This window comes from Micromonospora sp. NPDC049151, from assembly GCF_040648395.1.
In the GTDB taxonomy this organism is placed as follows: Bacteria; Actinomycetota; Actinomycetes; order Mycobacteriales; family Micromonosporaceae; genus Micromonospora.
Window position 1 is genome coordinate 16,259 of the sequence record NZ_JBEZDP010000004.1, and the last position, 15,019, is coordinate 31,277.

Consider the following 15,019-nt stretch of genomic DNA (forward strand, 5'->3'; position numbering starts at 1 on the left):
AGGCACTGTCAACCCCGAGTGGCGGGGTGGCTTCGCGTAGTCGTGTCGATCTCGTCCGATCCCGTCAGGACCGGCTCCACGAGCCGAGCGGGTAGGTCACGGAGGTTCGCGATCACGGTTCCGATCCAGCCCGGGTCGGTGTCCTGGTGCTCGATGGTGCGCAGCACCATCATGCCGGTCGCCGCCGCCCCCGCCAGCTCGCCGTCCGCGCCGTCACCCACGTACACGCAGTCGGCGGGCGTGACGTCCAGCCGCTGCGCGGCGGTGCGGTAGATCGCCGGATCCGGCTTGGCCAGCCCGACGGCACAGGAGAAGACCGCGACGTCGAAGCGCCGGGCCAGCGGGGCGTCCGCCCACGCCTCGGCCGTCTCCGAGGTGGCGTTGCTGATCAGCGCCAGCCGGTGCCCGCGCTCGCGCAGCGCGTCGAGCACGTCCAGCGTGGCGGGCGAGACGCGGCCGAGCACGCGACGGGCGAGCGCGCGCCGGTGTGCCGCGGCCTCAGCCACCTGCTCGTCGGTCGGCGTACCGCCGAGCCGCCCGGCGAGGATGCGGACGGTCTCCTCCGCATCCCACCGGACCAGCCGGTCCCGCCAGGTCGCGTGGTACGCGGCGACGAGCGCCGCCGGATCCACCCCGACGATCGGAGCCATCTCGCCGACCACCCGGTCCCGCTCGTCGTCGGCGCCGTGGACCAGGGTGTGGAAGAGGTCGAAGACGACCGGGCGTGGCATGGCGGGATCCTACTGCGACGGTGGGCGGGGCCGGGAAACGCAGAGGGCACATCCGATCATCGGATGTGCCCTCTTACCTCTGGTCGGGGTGGCCGGATTCGAACCGACGACCTCTTCGTCCCGAACGAAGCGCGCTACCAAGCTGCGCCACACCCCGAGGCGTGCCGACAAATAGTAGCCCACCCGCCCGCACGGTCAAACTCGGTACCCCCCGCCCCGCGTACCCGGCAGATCTTGGTACGGATCGGCCCCGGGAAGGGCGGGCGCGTACCAAGATCTGCCGGGGGTCAGCGGGGGATCAGGGTGAGGATGCTGGCCTCCGGGGGGCAGGCGAAGCGGACCGGGGCGGTGGGGTGGGTGCCGAGGCCGGCGGAGACGTGCAGCCAGGAGTCCGAGCCGGGCCAGCGGTGCAGTCCGCGCGCCATCGAGCGGGGCAGCCCGCAGTTGGTCACCAGGGCGCCGTACCCGGGCACGCATACCTGGCCGCCGTGGGTGTGCCCGGCGAGCAGCAGGCCGAAGCCGTCGGCCGCCATCCGGTCCAGCACCACGGGCTCGGGGGAGTGGGACACCGCGATCGACAGCGCCGCGTCGCAGCTGACCGGGCCGGCCACGGCGTCGTAGTCGTCCCGTTCGATGTGCGGATCGTCGACGCCGACGAGTTCGATCTCCCGCCCGCCGGCCTTGAGCGTGGTGCGGGCGTTGTTCAGGTCGGCCCAGCCCGCGCCGGTGAGGATGTCGCGCAGCTCCTCGTACGGCAGCGGCACGCCCTCGGTGTACTCCCGGTCGGGCAGGAAGTAGGTGAAGGGGTTCTTGAAGACCGGCCCGGTGTAGTCGTTGGAGCCGAAGACGAACGCGCCGGGCAGGTCGAGCAGCGGTTGCAGGGCGCGCAGCACGCCCGGCACGGACTCCGGGTGCGCCATGTTGTCGCCGGTGACCACCACCAAATCGGGGTCGAGCGCGGCCAGCGAGGCCACCCAGTCCTGCTTGCGTCGCTGGTCGGGCGTCATGTGCAGGTCGGACAGGTGCAGCACCCGCAGCGGTTCGGCGTCGGTCGGGAGGACCGGTACGTCGTACCGGCGGAGGGTGAACATGTTGCGCTCGATGAGCGACGCGTACGCCAGGGTGGCCGCACCGGCGGCGACGGTTCCGGCCGCGAGCCGGAATAGTGTGCGCTTTCGCATGGCGTTCAGGGTAGTTTCACCGTCCATGAGCACGCTGAAGGACCGTCTCACCGCCGACATGCGCGCCGCTCTCAAGGCGCGCGACGAGCTGACCACCTCCACGCTGCGGATGGCCCTGGCCGCCGTGGGCAACGCCGAGGTCGCCGGCCGGGAAAAGCGCGAGCTCAGCGACGACGAGGTGCTCGCCGTGCTGACCAAGGAGGCGAAGAAGCGCCGGGAGGCGGCGGTGGCTTTCGCCGACGCCGGGCGCGCCGAGCAGGCCGGCAAGGAGACCGCCGAGGGTGAGGTGCTGGAGCGCTACCTGCCCAGGCAGCTCCCCGACGAGGAGCTGGCCGAGCTGGTCTCGGGGGCGCTCGCCGCGGGTGGCTTCACCGGCAAGGCGCAGATGGGCCCGGCCATGAAGGCCGCCCAGGCCGCGGTGGCCGGCCGGGCCGAGGGTGGCCGGGTGGCCGCCGAGGTACGCCGCCAGCTCGGCCTCTGAGCCGGCGCTCCCGTAGTGCGGAAAGGACGACGGCCACCTCCCGTAGGAGGTGGCCGTCGCTGTCTGCTGTCTGGAATCAGTTCCCGGGTCGTCCCGGTCGGCCGTTACCTGGTCCGCCCGGGCCACCCGGCCGGTCCGGCGTCGCGCCGCCGCCCTGCTCCGGGGTGGTGCCCTTGCCGGAGCTGACCTCGATCATCACCACGCCGCCCTTGATGGTGCGCCCGTCCGGGCTGGTGCCGGCCGCGGTGCCGGCCGGGCACTCCGACGCCACCTTGTTGCTGGAGACCACCGGCTCGAAGCCGGCGCCCTTCAGCCGGGACTTCGCGGTCTCGATGGACTCGCACTTCACACCCGGGATGGAGCGCTGGTCGCCCAGGACGATCTTGCCGCTGGGCGGCGTGAAGTTTTTCCGCTCCTTGCCCCTCATGGCGTCGCGCAGCGTCTGGTAGACCGCCGGGTTGATGCCGGTGGGCACGTCGTGACCCATCTTCTGGGTGGTCTGCGGCCAGTCCGGGTCGGCCATGATGCCGGCCACCGCGTACTGCTTGGTCATCGCGACCAGCGCCGAGGTCTTCTCCGAGTCGGTGGTGCCGGACTTGCCGGCCACCGGAGCGTCGACGATGCCACGGACGTTGCCGGCGGTGGGGGTGCCGCACTTGGTGGTGGAGGAGCGGTCACCGACCGGGCAGCGGGCGGCGTCCACGGCGGCGCGGGCCACCTCGGTGCTGATCCGCTGCTCGCAGCGCGGGTTGGCGACGTCCAGCTTGTCGCCGTCCGGGCCACGGATCTCCTGCACCGGGATCGGCTCGCAGTACTTGCCGTCGGCGGCCAGCGTGGCGTACGCGTTCGCCAGCTCCAGCGGCGTGGTCTGGGAGACGCCGAGGCTGAACGCGCCCCACTGGTGCGGGTTGGCGGCGAGCTGCGCGTCGCTCGACGAGCGGAACGAGATGCCGAGCTTCTGTGCCGCCTTCACCACGTTCTCCGCGCCGACCCGCTGCTGCAGGTCGATGAAGAACGTGTTGACCGAGAAGCCGAAGCCGCTCCACATGTTGTGCATGCCGGCCATCGCGGGGTTGGCGTTCTTCGGGCAGTACTTGTTGGTGCCCGGGCAGGCGGCGGGCGAGTTGAACTCGACCGGGTAGTCGGACTTGAAGACCGGCCCCGCGTTGATGGGGTAGCTGAGCGGGTAGCCCTTCTCCAGCGCCGCCACCAGCGTGAAGATCTTGAAGGTCGAGCCGGCCTGGTAGCCGGCGATGCCGGGACCACCAGTGACCAGCGGGTTCACCGTGTTGGGGTAGTTACCCCGGATCTTCTTCTTGGCCTTCTTCGGGTCGCTGGAGATCTTGTTCTGCGGGTCGGCCGGGTCGTCGAGCTTGAAGTTCCGGTTCACCGCCACGGCGCGGACCCGGCCGGTGCCCGGCTCGATGGCGGCCACCATGCGGGCCGCCTTGCTGCTCTCGCCGAGCTTGTTGCGGACTGCCTTGTCGGCGCCCTTCTGGGCCTGGACGTCCAGCGTGGAGATGATGGTGTAGCCGCCGCTCTTGAGCCGCCGCTCACGGTCGTACGAGGTGGCGCCGAACGTCTCCTGCTGGAGCCACCAGCGGTAGAGGTAGTCGCAGAAGAAGCCCCACGAGCGGGTGGTGGTCTGGGTGCAGCCGTTCGGGGTGCGCTTGCCCTTGACCACGAGCTTGATCTTCTTGGCGGCGTCGGCCTCCTGCTGGGTGATCGCGCCGATCTGCACCATGTTCTGGATGACGTAGTCGCGCCGGCCGGCCGCCTCCGGGTAGCCCGACTTGGTGGTCGGGTCGAACGAGGTGGGGGCCTTCACCATGCCGGCGAGCATCGCCGACTCCTGGATGTCGAGCTTGCTCGGCGGCTTGTTGAAGTAGACCTGGCTGGCCGCCCAGATGCCGTACGCGCCGTTGCCGAACGCGGCGATGTTCAGGTAGCGCCGGAGGATCTCGTCCTTGGAGAGTTCCTTGTCGACCTGGAGCGCCAGGCTCATCTCGCGCAGCTTGCGGCCGCTGGTGTCCTCGGTCGCGGCGACGACGTCGGCCGGGTGGGTGGCCGAGTAGGAGATGGCCAGCCGGACGTACTGCATGGTGAGCGTTGACGCGCCCTGCCGGGAGGAGCCGGCGGCCTGGTTGTTGACGAAGGCGCGCGCCACACCGTTGATGTCCACGCCGTTGTGCTTGTAGAAGTCGTGGTCCTCGGCCGCGATGATGGCCTGCCTCATGTACGGCGAGATGTCCTCGAACTTGACGTCCTTGCGGTTCTCGTCGTACATCGTGGCCAGCACGGTCTTGCCGTCGGACGCGAGCAGCTTGGTGATCTGCGGGGCGCGGGCGACTGTCAGCTCCTTGGGCAGCGCCTCGAACGTCTCCGCACCCGCCTTGGCGGCCAGTCCGGACATCGCCGCCACGGGGAAGGCCGCCGCGGCGACCACCACTCCGGCCAGTAGGCCGCAGATCAGCAGCGATGCGGCGTTGGTCAGCACGTTGTGGTCACGTTTCCGCATCCAGGTCACCTCGACAGGGTACGCGAGCAGGGAACGGCGGGCGCGCGGGGAACTTTCCCCATTTCCTGCACGCGCCGGCCTCGTTGTGCTAAACGCACGAGCCCTGGTCCGAGGTTGCGTGAGATCCGGCGGAAGTCTCGCCGAACTCCGGGAGCGGCGCAGCGTTTTCACGTAGTCGGGCCGGGTAGTCGCGGGGCGAAAGCCCGGGAAGCCGGGAGTGTCCGGAATGATGGATTTCGCCGACAACGTTGCGTAATCGGGCGACTACACAGCATGATGGTGGCGGCGACCGCAGCCATGTGTCGTTCGTGCCTCCCTGGGGAGGCCGGCGCGAACGACCGGGGGGATGTACGAGGGGCTGCTCGCGCGAAGTCGGTAGGTACTGCAAGGGGGGACGTGTACAGATGGGCATGATCACTGACTGGCCGTCACTGGCGGCGTGTCAGAACGGAGACCCGGACGCGTTGTTCGTACAGGGCGCCGAACAGAACGTGGCGAAGAGGATCTGCCGGAGCTGCCCAGTTCGGTACGAGTGCCTGGCCGACGCGCTCGACAACCGGATCGAGTTCGGCGTGTGGGGTGGCATGACCGAGCGCGAGCGCCGGGCGTTGCTGCGCCGTCACCCGCAGGTGACCAGCTGGCGCAAGATGTTCGAGGCGGCCATGAAGAAGAACGCCAAGGAGAAGGCCGGCAAGGACAAGGTCCTGGTCACCACGGCCACCTGACCGGCCCGGTCAGCTCCGGCTGATCGCCTCGCCGATCGTCCGCAGCCCGTCGACGTCGTGCACGTCGGCGGGCTGCGCGGTCACCGACACCGCCGGCACCGCCGGGAACGCCTCGGTGAACCGGGCCGCCACCCGCTCCTCGCGTACCGCCTGCTGGGCCAGCGCGGCGTGCGCCCGCAACACCTCGGCGGCGCCCTCGTGCCCGCCCATGCCGGCCAGCCGCTCCGCGGCGGCCAGGCTCTCCGCCGCGGACAGGTCCGCCGCCGGCCGGTGCACCCGGTTGAGCACCAGCCCGGCCAGCGGCATCCGCTCTTCGCGCAGGCGGCCGGCGAAGTAGGCGGCCTCCCGGACCGCGTCCGGCTCCGGCGCCGCGACCAGCAGGAACGCCGTCTCCCGGGCCTGCAGGATCCGGTACGTCTGCTCGGCGCGCTGCCGGAACCCGCCGAACATCGAGTCGAGGGCGGCCACGAAGCCGGACAGGTCGGTGAGCAGCTGGGCGCCGATCACCTTCTGCACCACCTTGGAGAACATCCCGAAGCTGGCCGTGACCAGGCTGAACATGCTCCGCCCGCCGCTGCGCGCGGGGGCCAGCAGCAGCCGCAGCATCCGGCCGTCGAGGAACCGGGACAGCCGGGCCGGCGCGTCAAGGAAGTCGAGCGCGGACCGCGACGGCGGCGTGTCCACCACGATCAGGTCCCACTCGCCCCGGGCGTGCAACTGGCCCAGCTTCTCCATCGCCATGTATTCCTGCGTGCCGGCGAAGGTGGAGCTCATGGCCTGGTAGAAGGGGTTGGCGAAGATCTCCGCCGCCTTCGCCGGGTCGGTGTGCTGAAGCACCACGTCGTCGAACGTGCGCTTCATGTCCAGCATCATGGCGTGCAGTTCGCCGCCGCTGGCCTCGACGTCGATGCCCTTGACCTGGCGGGGTGTGTTGTCCAGCTCGGTCAGGCCGAGCGACTGCGCCAGCCGGCGGGCCGGGTCGATGGTGAGCACCACCGTCCGCCGGCCGTGCCGCTCGGCGGCCCGCAACGCCAGCGCCGCAGCGGTGGTCGTCTTGCCCACTCCGCCCGCCCCGCAGCAGACCACGATCCGTACGCCGTCGTCGGCGAGGATCTGGTCGACGTCGAGCGGAGGCGCCGCGTCTTCGGAAGGCACCAATCGAGCGTATCGGTCCCGAGGGGCACTCTGCTCCGTGCCGGCCGCAGGTGTGAGTCAATCCGCCCGGACGAGGGCCTCGGCGAGCGTCTCCAGCCCGGCCCGGTCGACCCCGTCGGGCAGCAGCGGCAACTCGACCAGGGGCAAGCCGAGATCCACCAGGTCACCGCGGAGCGAGTCCTCCAGCTCACGGCGTACCTGCTGGTCACGAGCCTCCTCGACGAGCCCGGCCACGGTCGGGCCGTCGGTCGGCAGGCCGGCGGCGGCCAGCCCGCGCTTCAGCTCGGCCGCCGTCACCGCCCGCCCGGCCGGCACCGGCGGGCGGACGCCGTTGACGATCACCCGGCCGACCGGGAAACCGAGCTGGGTCAGCTCCGCCACCGCGTCGAGCGTCTCCTGGACCGGCATCTCCTCCAGCAGCGTGACCACGTGCACGGCGGTCATCGGCGACCGGAGCAGCGCGGAGACACCGTCGCTCTGGGTCTTGATCGGGCCGACCTTGGCCAGCCGGGCGGTCTCCGCCGTCACGTTGAGGAAGCGGCCGATCCGCCCGGTCGGCGGCGCGTCCAGCACCACCGCGTCGTACGTCCGGCGCGACCCGCTGGTCCGGGTGGTCGCCTCCTTGACCTTGCCGGTGAGCAGCACGTCGCGCAGGCCCGGCGCGATGGTGGTGGCGAAGTCGATCGCGCCGAGCTTGCGCAGCGCCCGGCCGGCGGCGCCGAGCTTGTAGAACATGTCCAGGTATTCGAGGAGCGCCTCCTCGGCGTCGACCGCCAGCGCCCGCACCTCACCGCCGCCTGGCGCGTCGGCGAGGTGCCGTTCCTCGTACGGCAGCGGGTCGGTGCCGAACAACTGGGCGATGCCCTGCCGGCCCTCCACCTCGACGAGCAGGGTGCGCCGGCCCCCGGCGGCCAGGCCGAGGGCCAGCGCGGCGGCCACGCTCGTCTTACCCGTGCCGCCCTTGCCGGTCACCACGTGCAGGCGGGCCGGCCATCTGCCGGCGGACTCGGCCGGCTGCTCACTAGCTGCCACCCGTCGAGCCTAACCAGCCGTTGGGACCAGCTCTGTCCGGCCGGTGGGATCAGCCGACCTCGCAGACCCACCAACCCGTCTTCCGCACCACGGTGAAGCGCAGCGCCTGCTCGGCGACCTTCTCGTCGGCGGTGGTCATGGTCACCCGGGCGGAGACGGTGGCCCGGTCGCCGGTCTGGTTGTCGACTGTCGGGGTGGCCCAGCGGAACCGGGGGTTCTGGTACTGCGCGACGTACTCCCGCACCTCGGCGACCTTGGTGGCGATCCTCTCGTCGTCGCGGGCCGCCGAGCAGACGAACGTGGTCGCCTTCTCGGCGTCGCGCTCCTGGTAGACGGCCTTGAGGAAGCCGTCCACCGCGACCTGCGGCTCCTTCGCGCCCTGGCCGTCCTCGCTGTCGCGCAGCGCGAGGAACGCGGCAGTGCCCCCACCGCCGCAGAGCAGGACGGCGGCGGCCAGCACCAGCGAAGCGATCAGCGCGGCCGGTCGCTTGCGCGGCTGCGTGCCGCCGGACGGGTACGCCGGCGGACCGGCTGTGGGAGGGGATCCCGGCGGCGCGCCGCCGGGAGGCGGCGGTTGCGGATTCGGGTCGCCGGGCGTGCCGGCGTCGCCACCGGCGGGTGGTTGGGTCATCTGTCTCCCCCGGGTTGCGGCTCCCGTCGCCGCCCCAGGCGACGGGCACGGGTCGAGGTGTGCGGGCGCGCGTCGGCGCGCGTCCAGCCGGAAGGGTAACGGTCGGCGAGGCGCTTGCCAGCCCCGCGTACACGCCCCATCGGACGGAAACCGGCTATCGCCTTCCCGACCAGCCTTGTGTCGTAAATGTGACTCGACGTGACCAGGCGTGCGCGTCCCGTTGCCGGGAGTTGGTGGAGGCTCTACGTTCGTCCAGACGCGGAGAGCCGGACCGGGGACGGTTCCGAGCCGAATGGCGGTTTTGGTGAACAGGTACGACGCCCGGAGGCGACGGATGCGCGACGCGGAGAACAGTCCCCGAGCCCAGTTTCCGGGTGACCGGGCCGGGCGGCCGGGGGAGGCGGAGCTGCCGTTCAACGAGCGGTCCTACGGCCTTCCGGCCGAGGTGGTCCGGACGCTTCCCCGCCCCGGCGGGAAGGGACGGGACGAGGACGAGCCCGGCTACGTCATCCACCTGCCGGTCCGGGTGTCCGACCTGGCGGCGGCCACCGCGCTCGCCGGCACCGTGGCGACCTCGCTCGGCTTCCTCGTGGAGCTGGACGCGGGCGAGACCACCGTCTCCACCGCCGACGACCAGAACAACAGGCACCGGGTCTTCTGCGACCTGCTGCTGCCCGACCGCAGCCGGTGTCCGCAGCCCTTCGAGCACGAGGGCCCGTGCGGCGAGCCGCCACTGCCGCCGGAGCCGCGTCCCGCGTCCTGGTGACGGCGGCGGACCGTAGGCTGTGCCTGACCGAAGTCCAAGTCAGGCAAGGGAGCCCTCCTCCGATGCAGAAGTGGGAATACGCCACGGTGCCGCTGCTGGTCCACGCGACCAAGCAGATCCTCGACAACTGGGGCGAGGACGGCTGGGAACTGGTCTCCGTGGTCCCCGGCCCGAACCCGGAGCAGCTCGTCGCGTACCTGAAGCGTCCGAAGGGCTGACCCGGATGAGCAACGGACCCCACGCGAAGCTCGCCGAACTCGGCCTCGAACTGCCCGAGGTGGTGCCGCCGGTGGCCAGCTACGTGCCGGCCGTCCAGTCCGGGCAGCACGTCTACGTCTCGGGCCAGTTGCCGATGGCCGAGGGCAAGCTGCTCGCCACCGGGAAGGTCGGCAACGGCGTCTCGGCCGAGCAGGCGAAGGACCTGGCGCAGCGGTGCGCGCTCAACGCGCTCGCCGCGATCGACGCGCTGGTCGGGCTGGAGAACGTGGTGAAGGTCGTGAAGCTGACCGGCTTCGTGGCCAGCGCACCGGGCTTCACCGGACAGCCCGGCGTGATCAACGGCGCCTCCGACCTGTTCGGCGCCGTGTTCGGCGAGGCCGGGCGCCACGCCCGCAGCGCCGTGGGCGTGGCCGAGCTGCCCCTCGACGCCCCGGTAGAGGTAGAGGTCATCGTCGAGGTCGCGTGACCCGGCCGTCCCCCGCCCGTGATCTTGCGGTTGCCGCCCCGGCAGAAGCCCCAGACGGGGACAAAGCTCGGGCTGGTACCGCAAGATCGCGGGGAGCGGCGGGCGGAGTCGTACGATCGCAGCCATGGGTGGGCGGATGGCCGGGGCCGCGGGGGCGCTCGCGGAGGAGCTGCCGGCGTGGGTGACGTTGCTGCGTGCGCCGAACCCGGGGCCGATGACGCTCGACGGGACGAACACGTGGGTCCTGCGGGCCGGGCCGGACGCGCCGGCCGTCGTGGTCGACCCCGGGCCGGCCGACGAGGGTCATCTGGCCGCGATCGCGGCGCAGGGGCCGATCGGGCTCGTGCTGATCACGCACGGGCACGCGGACCACACCGAGGGCGCGCCCCGGCTGCGCGAACTGCTCGACGGCGTGCCGGTGCTCGCCGCCGACCCGGCGCACACCGCCGGAGGCGAGCCGCTCACCGCCGACACCACCCTCGACCTGGGGCTGGACCTGCGGCTGCTGCCCACCCCCGGGCACACCGCCGACTCGGTCTGCCTGCTCGCCGCGCACGACGGCGACCGCGTCGTGCTGACCGGTGACACCATCCTCGGCCGGGGCACCACAGTGGTCGCCCACCCGGACGGGCACCTCGGCGACTACCTGTCGAGCCTTGAACTGCTCTCCGCGTACCGGGAGATCCCGGCGCTGCCGGGCCACGGCCCGGCGCTCGCCGACTGCGGTGTGGCGGCCGACTTCTACCTGGCCCACCGGCGGGCCCGGCTGGACCAGGTGCGCGCGGCCGTCGCCGCGGGCGCCACCACCGCGGCCGAGGTGGTGGCGGTGGTCTACGCCGACGTCGACAGGTCGCTGTGGTGGGCCGCCGAGTGGTCGGTCCGGGCCCAGCTCGAACACCTCGGAGTGGAGCAGCCGTGACCTGCCCGGTGTGCGGAACCGTAGCCGTGCCCGGGGCGCGGTTCTGCCACAACTGCGGGGCGGCGCTGCCTGCCGCCGCCACACTGCCCGCCGCCGAGCGCCGTGTGGTGACAGTGCTCTTCGGCGACCTGTCCGACTTCACCTCCTGGTCGGAGGACCTGGACCCGGAACGGGTCGGCGCGGTCACCGACCGGGTGCTCGCCGCCCTCGCGGGTGCGGTGAAGACGTTCGGCGGGCACGTCGACAAGCTCACCGGCGACGGGATCATGGCGGTCTTCGGCGCCCCGGTCGCGCACGAGGACGACGCCGAGCGGGCGGTCCGCGCCGCGCTGTCCATGCAGCGCGCGGTGCGGCGGGTGCTCGACGACGAGCGCGGCGGCGGCGCACCGCTGGGCCTGCGTGTCGGCCTCAACACCGGGGACGTGATCGCGGGCATCCAGGCGGCGATCGAGTACACGGTCATCGGCGACACGGTGAACACCGCCGCCCGGCTGGCCGACGCCGCCGCCGTCGGCGCGGTCTACGCCGGTGCGCGTACCTCCGCCGCCACCCGGCACGTCGCGTCCTGGCGGGCGTTGCGCCCGCTGCGGCTCAAGGGCAAGCGGGAGCCGGTCGAGGCGTACGAGCTGCTGGGCCTGCTCGACGCGCCCGGCACCCGGTCCGGCCTCGGTGACGAGGCGCCGTTCGTGGGCCGGGAGACCGAGATCGGCCGGATCGCCGGCCGGCTCGCCGAGGTGATCGACCGGGGCGAGCCCCGGGTGCTGCTGATGACCGCCGAGGCCGGGATCGGCAAGTCCCGGTTCGCTGCCGAGGTGGAACGCCTCGCCGCCGGCTACGACGTCGGCGCCGGGCGGTACGCGGCGCACACCGGCGCCCGGGTGCTGTCGGTGCGCTGCGCGGCGTTCGGCGAACGCCGCCGGCTGGCGCCGCTGGCCGACCTGGTCCGGGCCGCCGTCGGCCTGCCAGGTGACGCGGCCACGGCGGTGACACGGGCGGCCGTCGAGGAGCGGCTGCGCCGCCTCGGCCAGCGCCTGTCCCGGCTGCCCGGCGACCCGCCGCCGATCGCCGTGGACCAGCTCCTGGCACTGCTCGGGTACGCCGAACTCCCGCCCGCCACGGAGAACGGCGAGTGGAACGCGGCCGGGCCGCCACCCGACGACGAGGCGGTGCCGACCGCTGTCGCGGACCTGCTCAGCGCGCTCGCCGGTGAGGCGCCGCTGGTGATCGTGGTGGACGACCTGCACGACGCCACCGCCGAGACGCTCAAGGCGCTGGCGCTGACCCTCAACCGGCTCAGCGGGCCGGTGCTGGTGCTGCTGCTCGGCCGCCCCGAGCTGGTACGCACCGCCGGCGCGCTCACCCGCGTCGCGGACGCCGAGGTGCACGCGCTGCCGCCGCTGCGCGGCGCGGACGCCTCCCGGCTGCTCACCAGCTACCTGTCCGGTGGCCGCATGCCCCAGGCCGACACGGACCGGCTGCTCGCCACCGCGCAGGGCAATCCGTTCTACCTGGCCGAGCTGGTCACGTTGCTGATGGAGCGCGGAGCGCTCACCGCCGGGCCCGGCCGGGGCGTCGATGTCGGCTGGCGGCTCGCACCCGGTTCGCTCGGCAGCCGGCTGCTCTCCCGGGACCTGGCCGCGGTGCTCGCGGCGCGTATCGACGCGCTGCCGCCGAACGCCCGCTCGGCGCTGCGCGACGCCGCGGTGGTGGGCGACACCGTACCGGCGGGCGCGCTGGAGGCGCTGCGGGAGCAACGGGTCGGACGCGACGGGCGGCCCGCCGCGGTGGCCGCCGTCGAGGAGGACCGGGCGGTGGAGGAACTGCTGCAACGGCGCATGCTGCACCGCACCCGCAGCGGGTTCGCCTTCGCCACCCCGCTGATGCGCGAGGCCGCGTACGCCGGGGTGAGTAAGGCCGAACTGGCCGAGCGGCACGCGGCGCTGGCCCGCTGGGCCGCGCCGGAGAGCGTCGACGGGACCGGTGCCGCTCCGGGTGGCACCTTCACCGAGGCCGCCCGGGACGACTTCGTCGCCGAGCACGTGGAGCGGGCCACAGTCCTCGCCGACGCGGTCAAGCTGCGCCCGGACGCACCGGCCCGGGCGGTCACCCCGCTGGGCGTGGCCGCGCTGGGCCGGGCCGCCCGCCGGTCGCTGCGGTCGGGGGAGCCGGCGCTGGCCGTCGAGTACGCCGAGCGCGCCGCCGAGCTGGCCCGCGACGGGGTGCCGGCGGCCGACCGGGTGACGCACGCCCGGGCACTGCTCCAGATCGGCCGCCCGGCCGACGCGCTCGCGTTCGCCGAGAAGATCGCCGCGAACACCGCCGACCCGGCCACCCGGACCGCCGCGCTGCTGCTCGCCGGGCAGGCCCAGCAGACCCTCGGTGACGCCGAGCGGGCCGAGTGCAACTGGCAGGAGGCGTTGCAGGTGGCCACCGAGGCCGGCCTGCCCACCCTGCGGGCGTCGGCGATGCGGCGGCTCGGCATGGCCGACTTCATCGCCGGCCGGCTCGGGCAGGCCAGCAGCCGGCTGGCCGCGTCCTATCAGGTCAGTCTCGCCGCGCGGGATCCCCGCGGCCAGGCGTGGTCGTTGCAGAACCTGGCCTGGGTGACCACCACCCGTGGCGACTTCGCCGGCACGGACGCGGTGCTCGGCCGGGCCGCCCGGCTGTTCGCCGAGCTGAAGGACCCGTACGGTCGGGCCTGGCTGCGCGGCACCACGGCGTTCGCCCGGCTGCTCGCGGGCCGGCTGCGGGAGGCGTGCCGGATGGCGCGGGTGTTCCTGCCGTTCGGGGAGCGCGTCGGCGAGGCGTGGGCGGTGGGTACGTTGCGCGCGGTCGAGGCGTACGCCACCGCCGAGCTGGGCGACCTGGCCGAGGCGGACCGGGCCGCGCGCCGCGCGTACCGGGACTTCGCCGAGGTCGGCGACGACTGGGGGCAGGGCTTCGCGCTGGTGGTGCGTGGGGTGGTGGCGCGCGGGCTGGGCGAGCCGGAGCACGCCGGCGACCTGCTCACCGACGCGCTCGAATACGCCGACCGGACCACCCACCCGCTGCTCACCGGCATGGCCGGCACGCTGCGCGGCTTCGTGGCGCTGGACATGGGCGACCACGAGACCGCCGAGCGGGAGGCCCGGTCGGTGCTGACCCGGGTGGAGCCGCACAACCCGCAGGCGCCGGCCCAGGTCGCGCCGCGGGTGCTGCTCGCCATGGCCCGGCTCGCGGCGGGTGATCCGGGCACCGCCGTGGGGCTGCTCGCCCCGGTCGCCACCGGTGCGGCGAACGCGCCCTCGCTGCTGTTCTCCCGGCGGCAGACGATGGCCCGGTACGCCGCCGCGCTGCTCGCCCACGGCCAGCGCGAGCAGGCGCTCGACTGGGCCCAGCGGTCGATCACCGCGCCCGCCGAGGACGTGCGCAGTCAGGTGGTGGCGCGGCTGGTGCTGGCCGAGGCGCTCGACGCCTGCGGTCGCCGGGCCGAGGCGCTGACGAACGCGGAGGAGGCGGTACGCCTCGCGTACGCCACCGAGCAGCGCAGTGAGCGGATGGTCGCGGACGCGTTGCGGGTGCGCCTCTCCGGCGGCTGATCGCCGCTTGTTCTGACGGTTCCGGGGATGTGTTCGGCCCGGTGGCCGGTTAGCGTGGGTCGGCGACAGTCGTGGATCGACTGTCGCCTCCCGGTGCGCGTACGTGTCACCGGCAGGACACGCTGGGGAGGAACGATGAGGCTGCCGCGCTCGGGCGCCGGCTGGACGATCGCCGTCTTCGGACTCCTCGCGCTGCTGCTCGGCGCGCTCGGTCTGATCTGGCCGGAGACGCAGCTGCGCCTGCTCGGCTTCGAGGTGCCGGCCGAGCGCGCTCCGGGTGACTACACCGGCACGTTCCTCACCGCGTCCTCGATGGCCTCGTTCAACATGGGGGTCTACTACCTGCTCGCCGTCGCCACCGAGTGGCGGCCGTTCTACCGGTTCACCGTGTGGTTCCGCCTGGTCACCTTCACCGTGTTCACCATCGCGGTGCTCTCCGACGTCGCGCCGGACCGCTTCTTCGCGGTCGCCGCGTGGGAGGGGCTGGGCGCGGTCGCGACAGCCGTCGGCCTGTGGTGGGACGCCCGGCGCGGGGCCGCCGTCACGCCCGACTCCGTCCCGGGTCCGGTGCCGGCCACCGACGCGGCGCGCTGACGGGCCCGGATCGTTGGGTATTT

General features: G+C 73.1%; 14 protein-coding genes and 1 tRNA gene. 8 read left to right on the top strand and 7 right to left on the bottom strand.

What is annotated here, in order from left to right; translation table 11 throughout:
* Positions 1-8: 8 nt before the first annotated feature.
* The 3 genes from AB0B20_RS06565 to AB0B20_RS06575 form a co-directional block, all read right to left on the bottom strand.
* Positions 9-731, bottom strand: a complete 723-nt coding sequence (locus tag AB0B20_RS06565; protein ID WP_357385363.1) for an HAD family hydrolase — start codon at positions 729-731, stop codon at positions 9-11.
* 80 nt (positions 732-811) lie between these two features.
* Positions 812-888 (bottom strand) — tRNA-Pro (locus AB0B20_RS06570).
* Between the two features lie 130 nt (positions 889-1,018).
* The gene (locus tag AB0B20_RS06575; protein WP_357468726.1) at positions 1,019-1,912 is read right to left on the bottom strand and encodes a metallophosphoesterase; all 894 of its coding nucleotides are present in this window, start codon (positions 1,910-1,912) and stop codon (positions 1,019-1,021) included.
* A gap of 25 nt (positions 1,913-1,937) precedes the next feature.
* Between AB0B20_RS06575 and AB0B20_RS06580 the strand changes: the two genes are divergently transcribed.
* Entirely contained in the window at positions 1,938-2,393 is a 456-nt protein-coding gene (locus tag AB0B20_RS06580) for a GatB/YqeY domain-containing protein (RefSeq protein ID WP_357385383.1), read from the top strand.
* Between the two features lie 76 nt (positions 2,394-2,469).
* On the opposite strand, the gene AB0B20_RS06585 is transcribed toward AB0B20_RS06580, so the two are convergent.
* Positions 2,470-4,911: a transglycosylase domain-containing protein gene (locus AB0B20_RS06585; protein ID WP_357468731.1), complete on the bottom strand. Its 2,442-nt coding sequence runs from the start codon at positions 4,909-4,911 to the stop codon at positions 2,470-2,472.
* Between the two features lie 404 nt (positions 4,912-5,315).
* On the opposite strand from AB0B20_RS06585, the gene AB0B20_RS06590 reads away from it, so the two are divergent.
* A complete protein-coding gene (locus AB0B20_RS06590; RefSeq protein WP_043327856.1) occupies positions 5,316-5,636 on the top strand; it encodes a WhiB family transcriptional regulator in 321 nt (106 codons plus the stop codon).
* 9 nt (positions 5,637-5,645) lie between these two features.
* Here AB0B20_RS06590 and AB0B20_RS06595 read toward each other — a convergent pair whose 3' ends face one another.
* From AB0B20_RS06595 to AB0B20_RS06605, 3 genes are read right to left on the bottom strand one after another with little or no spacing between them, the layout of a single operon-like run.
* Entirely contained in the window at positions 5,646-6,794 is a 1,149-nt protein-coding gene (locus tag AB0B20_RS06595) for an ArsA-related P-loop ATPase (RefSeq protein WP_357385387.1), read from the bottom strand.
* A 54-nt stretch (positions 6,795-6,848) separates the two neighbouring features.
* Positions 6,849-7,823, bottom strand: a complete 975-nt coding sequence (locus tag AB0B20_RS06600; RefSeq protein ID WP_357468734.1) for an ArsA-related P-loop ATPase — start codon at positions 7,821-7,823, stop codon at positions 6,849-6,851.
* Between the two features lie 49 nt (positions 7,824-7,872).
* The gene (locus tag AB0B20_RS06605) at positions 7,873-8,454 is read right to left on the bottom strand and encodes a hypothetical protein (protein WP_357468737.1); all 582 of its coding nucleotides are present in this window, start codon (positions 8,452-8,454) and stop codon (positions 7,873-7,875) included.
* Positions 8,455-8,788: 334 nt separating this feature from the next.
* On the opposite strand from AB0B20_RS06605, the gene AB0B20_RS06610 reads away from it, so the two are divergent.
* From AB0B20_RS06610 to AB0B20_RS06635, 6 genes are all read left to right on the top strand, one after another.
* Positions 8,789-9,220 carry a hypothetical protein gene (locus tag AB0B20_RS06610; RefSeq protein ID WP_357468740.1) on the top strand — a complete coding sequence of 144 codons (432 nt, stop codon included), beginning with the start codon at positions 8,789-8,791 and terminating at the stop codon, positions 9,218-9,220.
* Between the two features lie 62 nt (positions 9,221-9,282).
* Positions 9,283-9,438: a DUF4177 domain-containing protein gene (locus AB0B20_RS06615; protein WP_013289021.1), complete on the top strand. Its 156-nt coding sequence runs from the start codon at positions 9,283-9,285 to the stop codon at positions 9,436-9,438.
* A 5-nt stretch (positions 9,439-9,443) separates the two neighbouring features.
* Complete coding sequence (locus AB0B20_RS06620) at positions 9,444-9,905, top strand: RidA family protein (protein WP_174535414.1); 462 nt, start codon at positions 9,444-9,446, stop codon at positions 9,903-9,905.
* Positions 9,906-10,041: 136 nt separating this feature from the next.
* The gene (locus tag AB0B20_RS06625; protein WP_357385582.1) at positions 10,042-10,824 is read left to right on the top strand and encodes an MBL fold metallo-hydrolase; all 783 of its coding nucleotides are present in this window, start codon (positions 10,042-10,044) and stop codon (positions 10,822-10,824) included.
* Complete coding sequence (locus tag AB0B20_RS06630; protein ID WP_357468743.1) at positions 10,821-14,402, top strand: adenylate/guanylate cyclase domain-containing protein; 3,582 nt, start codon at positions 10,821-10,823, stop codon at positions 14,400-14,402. The genes AB0B20_RS06625 and AB0B20_RS06630 overlap by 4 nt, the downstream gene beginning before the upstream one ends.
* 135 nt (positions 14,403-14,537) lie before the next feature.
* Complete coding sequence (locus AB0B20_RS06635) at positions 14,538-14,996, top strand: hypothetical protein (RefSeq protein WP_357385396.1); 459 nt, start codon at positions 14,538-14,540, stop codon at positions 14,994-14,996.
* Positions 14,997-15,019: the final 23 nt, after the last annotated feature.

What these genes read in the sequence shown, in the direction of transcription:
- AB0B20_RS06565 (WP_357385363.1), bottom strand. Translation starts at nt 731, where the DNA reads ATGCCACGCCCGGTCGTCTTCGACCTCTTCCACACCCTGGTCCACGGC.
- AB0B20_RS06575 (WP_357468726.1), bottom strand. Translation starts at nt 1,912, where the DNA reads ATGCGAAAGCGCACACTATTCCGGCTCGCGGCCGGAACCGTCGCCGCC.
- AB0B20_RS06580 (WP_357385383.1), top strand. Translation starts at nt 1,938, where the DNA reads ATGAGCACGCTGAAGGACCGTCTCACCGCCGACATGCGCGCCGCTCTC.
- AB0B20_RS06585 (WP_357468731.1), bottom strand. Translation starts at nt 4,911, where the DNA reads ATGCGGAAACGTGACCACAACGTGCTGACCAACGCCGCATCGCTGCTG.
- AB0B20_RS06590 (WP_043327856.1), top strand. Translation starts at nt 5,316, where the DNA reads ATGGGCATGATCACTGACTGGCCGTCACTGGCGGCGTGTCAGAACGGA.
- AB0B20_RS06605 (WP_357468737.1), bottom strand. Translation starts at nt 8,454, where the DNA reads ATGACCCAACCACCCGCCGGTGGCGACGCCGGCACGCCCGGCGACCCG.
- AB0B20_RS06610 (WP_357468740.1), top strand. Translation starts at nt 8,789, where the DNA reads ATGCGCGACGCGGAGAACAGTCCCCGAGCCCAGTTTCCGGGTGACCGG.
- AB0B20_RS06615 (WP_013289021.1), top strand. Translation starts at nt 9,283, where the DNA reads ATGCAGAAGTGGGAATACGCCACGGTGCCGCTGCTGGTCCACGCGACC.
- AB0B20_RS06620 (WP_174535414.1), top strand. Translation starts at nt 9,444, where the DNA reads ATGAGCAACGGACCCCACGCGAAGCTCGCCGAACTCGGCCTCGAACTG.
- AB0B20_RS06625 (WP_357385582.1), top strand. Translation starts at nt 10,042, where the DNA reads ATGGCCGGGGCCGCGGGGGCGCTCGCGGAGGAGCTGCCGGCGTGGGTG.
- AB0B20_RS06635 (WP_357385396.1), top strand. Translation starts at nt 14,538, where the DNA reads ATGAGGCTGCCGCGCTCGGGCGCCGGCTGGACGATCGCCGTCTTCGGA.